Here is a 5,090-nt window from a genome sequence, read left to right as displayed (position 1 = left end):
AAGACTCGGTGGAAATCAACAGTCGACGCTGTTCGAGGCCTTCGGGCTCGGGAAATGGTTGCGGCACGAGCGCACGCGTGCGCATCTGCGCGCGCAGCGTCTCGCGAACCAGCAGCACAAACGAACGCACCGAGGTTCCGCACTGGGTGCGCAGCTCGTCGAGCAGCTGGCCGGCATTGAGGCCCGCGCTCGACGGCAAGCTGCGGCAGTCGATGGCTCACAGCGTGATGCGGCCGATCTCGAGCGAGCGATCAAGCTTCGCGTCGGCGAACTGCTGCATGCCCATCCCGACTGGGACCGGGACACTCTCTACGCCGCCGCCCGGCGGCAGCTCGCCCCACCTGGTTCCGCCTAGCAGGCGCGTTCTAGCCGGCTCCACGACCTGACCTTCCACCATCGCGCAAGCGAGGTACCCGCACGTCTGGATGGCCGATTTTGCGGCTTTCTAGGCGCGCCAGCGCGACCGCGTTGGCAAAAAAGCACCGGCGGCCGCGCGATTTCGTGAACGGTACGCGCAGTGCTGTGGATAAGAGCATTTAAATGTCGGGTCCGATCGCATTTAAGTGTCGGCTCTTATTCAGAACACAGATCCTACCTACTCCCTCTAAATCCACCCGCGGCTATGCCGCGGCTTCACGCGGGCTTCGCCCGCTTGCCAGAACAACACCCTCGCACCGCATGCGCTACCCACCGACTGGCGTAAGCGCTACCACAAGGGCTTCCGCATAAATGCAACGGCGGGGTGCTTCACTCGGCTGGTGGGCGTGGGCGTGGGCGCGGAACGACTTTCGGTAGTTCACACGTCAAAAAGCCAGCTTTGCAGGAGGGGGCATTCCAAATACGCAACTAACAGTCCGGCGCATTTCGCCCCGAAACTTGGCGCCCTGCCCCGGCATACCCCGCGTCTACAAGAAGGAGCGCCGCCCAACGTCCCGTGGCACCTCGTATGTATTTCCGTTCGCACATCGCGACCGCGCGGTACTCTGTCGAAAGGTCGACGTCTATGGGAGGCAATCATGTGCTACTCCGCAAAAATTCAAGCCGATTACCGCGAGTACGTGCGCCTCTACGGCGCAGATATCGACGTCGATACGCTTCGGGAGCTGTACTTTGAGCGCGCCGCGCACGGCGCGGTGAAGATCCCGCAGGCCGTCGACGCCGCGTTACTGGCCGCGCCGGTCAGCGACGACATCACGTCGGCGATCCACGACTACAGGAATCGTCGCACCGGCGAGCTCGAGCTCGAACTCTTCACGCAGCGAACGCGACTCGCGGCGGCCGAGCGCAAGCTGCAGTTGAAAGTCACCAAGGCCGCAAGCGAAGACGCCAGGATCGCCACCGACAAAATCGCCGCGGCGCTGCGCAACCTCAACGACCTCCGCCGGCAAGACCTGCGGGATGGCGAGTCACGGATTTTCCCGGGTTGGTATGCGCCCGTGCTGATCCAGCTCGACGGCAAGCGTCGCATTGTGCCGATGCGATATCGATGTCGCATCCCAGGTTGGACCGAGGCGGACGAGAAAAAGAAGCCCGGCTGCTATAACAGCCGCGTCACGTCGCTTTCCACGGCCTGGCGCGAGGTGTTCGGCTACACGCACGGCATCGTGCTCGCCGAGACTTTTTTTGAGCACGTCGACCGCGATGGCCAGGATGTCGTGTTGCGTTTCGACCCGACACCACCGCAGCAAATGCAGCTCGCCTGCTTGTGGACGCGAACCGAGATTCCCGGCGCGGCCGACCTCTGGTCATTCGCCGCGATCACCGACGAACCGCCACCGGAAGTTGCCGCCGCCGGCCACGACCGCTGCCCCGTGCCGATCAAGTCGTCGAACGTCGACGCCTGGCTCGCGCCGGATCCGTCCCGGCGCGCCGACCTACGCGAGATCTTGGCTGACCGAGAACGGCCCTACTACCAGCATCAACTGGCAGCGTAATTCGGGGACGGAGTTGAGCGTGCCGGTCCATTGTCATATACTGGATATCCATACAGTGTTTTGGCCGGCACACGACGATCAACGTCGATCGGTAGCCGCCACCAACCAGCACAACGGAGCGGCGCACGCGATGACTTCACGGACCCACAATGACGGCGACGTTTTACTCGACGACGGCATCTACTTCATCGAAAACAATCCAGCGGCCGCCCGGGACGGCAACACCGGGCGCCTGATGCGTCGATGCGATCGCACATCGCGCGACGCCGGCGCCGTTGAATGTGTCGGAATCTATGAAGTGACGCAGGACGGCAAGTGGCGTGTGGCCATCACCTCTTACTATGACGCACGGAAAGATTCGGAAACGCACGAGGTTGGCGCCTTCGAGAACAGGCTGGACGCAATCTGTACGCTATGGAAAAGCCGGCACGATGCGATCGGTAGGTATGCTAACTGAATTGGGCGACCGGAAAACGACGGCATTGCTCGAGCATTTCCCACCTTGCCCGTAATACAACATGCAGAACCAGAGTCGACCGGAACACGTGCCGCTAACAGCAGCTGAATTGCGGCGGATCTATGATGAGAACCCCACACCCGCGGTGCGTACCCTGTTGTGGGAGATCCATCGGTTACGGCTCACCTTGATCCACGTCAACGATGTGCGGCGCTGTTTTCGCTGTCAGCCCTCGAGTGTCCCAACACCGCTTTGGGACTTGTTCCTCAAGCGCCTGGACGCCGAGCCTTGCCTGCGTGAAGGCAGTGGACGGTGGCGCTGATCCGCCTATTTTCAGATCAGGCCAACGTCTCACCAATCTTTCCTGCAAGCCATGCGGTGAAGGCAGTTTTCTCGAGAACGTTCTTGAACACTCCTTCTGCGTCGACATACGACCCGACGGTGCCCCCAGACGCTGCATATTGGCGCACAAACTCGCTCCGCTCGTCCGACGACAGACCGCGAATCGCGGTAGCGATCAGCTTCGACCTCGCATCTGCCGCGGCCTCCGCTTCATCGATCACTGCCTTTTGCGCCCGACGCGCGGACTCTTCAATCACCTCAACCGTCTCGATGTCTCCCCCGCCTTCGAATACCGTGCGCGCGTATCCGCCAGCATTCTTTTTAATCTTCTTGTTCCGAATCTGCTGCTCTACATACTGGGCCGTCTTCGTCGCCCGATCTGGATCATGCTGGATCCAATCGACAGCAAGTCGGCCCGAGATACCAAGCTTCACGAGCCGACGATAGGTTTCAGAATCGCGGATCGCAGCCTGCTCCTCACTATCACTCTCGTCGTACATCGACCGCTGCGGATTGTCCTCCACCAAGAAACGGATCTTGGCGACACGACGGTTCTGTCGTTCGTACTCCGGAGTGATCAATATATTCGATACCGTGTTTACTTCCTTCACAGCCTTTTTGATCACCTCCGAATTGAAGTGTTTGAACTCGTCATATGTTGACGCTTCGGCGCCGAGAAGCTTTCGCCAGATGTCGACCGATATCCAACCAGTCGACCCCGTGCGTTTGAATCGCAAGCAGTTTTCATACAAAGCGAGCGCATACGCCCCACTGAACTGCTTTTGAACGTTGATGTTGATGAGCAGGTAGATTTCTGGGTTCGCGAGCTTGTTCGCGAGTGCGCTGCTGTACTCGTAAGTGACGATCCCGTTCCGGATGTTCGCCGAGCTCAGAAGGGTTGTGACTCCCCACTCCTCGTCCCCAGCCGCATGCAAGATATCGAACTCAATCGGAGTGGTCGAGATCTTCTTGAGCGCTTCCTTGAGTGCGCTCGTGTTCTTACTATCGAACCCCAGCATCTCGCTCATGATCCCAACGGGAATCTCATGAACCGACTTCTTCAACAGGTTGTCGTAGGCGTTCAGCAGTAGGACATTCGACAACTTCCGCCCAAGCAACCCGAGATCGCCACCGACATGCACCGTACCAACGTGCTTGCGAAGTTCGCTCGACGGCACACTGGCAATCAACGAGCTACCGGATTTTTGTTTTCCCACCGCCATGCTGTCCTCATAGGTTGAGGAGCATTCTAGGGCGCAAAAGTCATGTTCGCAAGCTCTTGAGGATGACCTTTAAATACTCCCCACAAAGCACGACCATTCGAGTGCCCCACAAACCATGACTTTTGCTCGGTCATGACGCCAGCCCCATAAACCATGACCTATCGCGCAAAGAGATGGCGTCCCCATATGTCATGACCTTTGCTTGAACCGGAAGCTATGGGAAGCCCCTTGTTCGCCCCACAAACCATGACCTTTCGCGCCTTCCCCATAAACCATGACTTGCCGTGCCCCTGCCCCACAAACCATGACCTGTCATGACTTTCTGGCCGCGGTGGCCAGCTCTCCGGCCACTGCCCCCACAAACCATGACCTTTGGCTCTGATTTCTATGCACCGCACACCGAACTCTGCATGAATAGTGAGCAGCGGCCGGACAGAACGGGCCGCCCACGCTCCCCATAAACCACGACCTCTCGGGCGACAACATTTGCTGCAAGAACAAGCCCCATAAACCATGACCTGAAGCGACCAAGGCCGACGCATGGGCGCCCCACAAACCATGACCTTTCCAATTGGGCGAGAAACTATTCAATGGTTTCAAAGACTTAGTAGAAAGTGTGCGCCTACTCACTAGTCGGCATACCCCCCACAAACCATGACCTTTGAGACGCGATAAGGGCCTCTATTTCGATAGGCCCACTGAGCCGCCCCACAAATCATGACTTTTTGCCCCACAAACTACGACCTGCGGCCATCCGATTCCGTCTAAGTCTCGAAGATATCCCTTTGTATTCAATAAGTTGAGGTGCGGTCTTAAGTTAAAATCGCGCTGCCCCACAAAACATGACCCCACCCCATAAACTACGACCCAGCCGCCCCACAGACCCTGACCTTTTGCCCCATAAAGGATGACCGATCATCCGTGAAACGCTCGCCGGATAAGGGTCTCAGGAAGCTAAAGGTTTTAAAGGGGTTGTCTTTTAAAGGCAACCACAGGTGTTGTTTCTTTGTGAGATTTCATCACCCTCTCTCCAGAGATCACCTCGAACATCGTCGCCCCAACCGCAGGGCGTGTGGGACGGCCGTCGGAGACGGTCCAGACCACGCGCGTCCCCCTAGGGAAACGCTGATTTAT

Annotated in this window: 3 protein-coding genes and 1 pseudogene; 3 read left to right on the top strand and 1 reads right to left on the bottom strand. The window is 58.5% G+C overall.

Features of this window, described 5'->3' with window-relative positions:
• The 3 genes and pseudogenes from L810_RS48285 to L810_RS43305 form a co-directional block, all read left to right on the top strand.
• Window positions 1-355, top strand: a pseudogene (locus tag L810_RS48285) (Crp/Fnr family transcriptional regulator); the annotation flags it as partial.
• Window positions 356-1,016: 661 nt separating this feature from the next.
• Window positions 1,017-1,934 (top strand): SOS response-associated peptidase family protein, encoded by a 918-nt coding sequence (locus L810_RS43310; protein ID WP_021164381.1) that lies wholly within the window; start codon window positions 1,017-1,019, stop codon window positions 1,932-1,934.
• 130 nt (window positions 1,935-2,064) lie between these two features.
• A complete protein-coding gene (locus L810_RS43305; protein ID WP_042978473.1) occupies window positions 2,065-2,391 on the top strand; it encodes a hypothetical protein in 327 nt (108 codons plus the stop codon).
• A 338-nt stretch (window positions 2,392-2,729) separates the two neighbouring features.
• Here L810_RS43305 and L810_RS43300 read toward each other — a convergent pair whose 3' ends face one another.
• Window positions 2,730-3,956 (bottom strand): replication initiation protein, encoded by a 1,227-nt coding sequence (locus L810_RS43300; RefSeq protein ID WP_042978472.1) that lies wholly within the window; start codon window positions 3,954-3,956, stop codon window positions 2,730-2,732.
• Window positions 3,957-5,090: the final 1,134 nt, after the last annotated feature.

This window comes from Burkholderia sp. AU4i (genome assembly GCF_000466765.1).
In the GTDB taxonomy this organism is placed as follows: Bacteria; Pseudomonadota; Gammaproteobacteria; order Burkholderiales; family Burkholderiaceae; genus Burkholderia; species Burkholderia cepacia.
This window is presented reverse-complemented; position numbering and strand designations above follow the sequence as displayed.